Source organism: Vibrio sp. 1249-1 (assembly GCF_033340495.1).
Genome location: NZ_JAWOWJ010000573.1, coordinates 1 through 690, shown reverse-complemented (window position 1 = coordinate 690; position 690 = coordinate 1). Strand labels below are relative to the sequence as shown.

The window sequence follows — 690 nt, the reverse complement described above, 5'->3', positions numbered from 1 at the left end:
ACGCCACCAGCACGGTAGGCAATGCCCTGTTCAGCAGCTACGCCTTGGCGCGCCACAACATCAAACATGCGACCATTATCAGCTCGGCAAGTCACGTGCGTCGTGGTCAAACCTTGTTTGAAATCGCTAGTTGGCAAACTGGCCCGCAGGGCATCACTTTCGACACCGTACGTTACCCAGACAAACCCCTCAAAGACTTAGCGAAAGCCAGCGAGAGCGAACTACTTGGCATTTACCGCGATGCGCTGCGTACTTACGGTATGTGGAGTTATCGCTCTTACCCGTTGGAGTCGCGTTAACCCTTATCGCCCCATTCAAATCGAAAAAAGCCTGCACGTTCGCAGGCTTTCTTGCATTAGAACAGTGTCTAAAGCGATTAAATCGCTTCACCATTTACTGTAACGGCGACGTCAATGTTGCCACGAACGGCATTTGAGTATGGGCACACTTGGTGAGCAATGCGCGTCAGCGCTAGTGCTTGTTCTTGTGGTAGGTCTAACTCTGCCGCGAGGCTAACGGTCAACGCAAAGCCACCGTTTTCATTCGGGCCAATGCCTACTTCAGCTGTCACAGGAGCGCTATTTAGCGCTACTTTTGCTTCACGCGCAACGTGCAAAATCGCGTTAGAGAAACAAGCCGAGTAACCCGCTGCAAACAGTTGTTCTGGGTTCGTTGCTGCGCCTGTACCAC

1 protein-coding gene and 1 pseudogene are annotated in these 690 nt (G+C 52.3%); one reads left to right on the top strand and one right to left on the bottom strand.

Annotation, left to right across the window (positions count from 1 at the left end):
• Positions 1–299 (top strand): annotated as a pseudogene (locus R7Z50_RS27690) (transporter); the annotation flags it as partial.
• A 77-nt stretch (positions 300–376) separates the two neighbouring features.
• Here R7Z50_RS27690 and R7Z50_RS27685 read toward each other — a convergent pair.
• Positions 377–690, bottom strand: a 314-nt coding sequence (locus R7Z50_RS27685; protein WP_318149780.1) for an Ohr family peroxiredoxin, incomplete at its 5' end; no start/stop codon positions are given.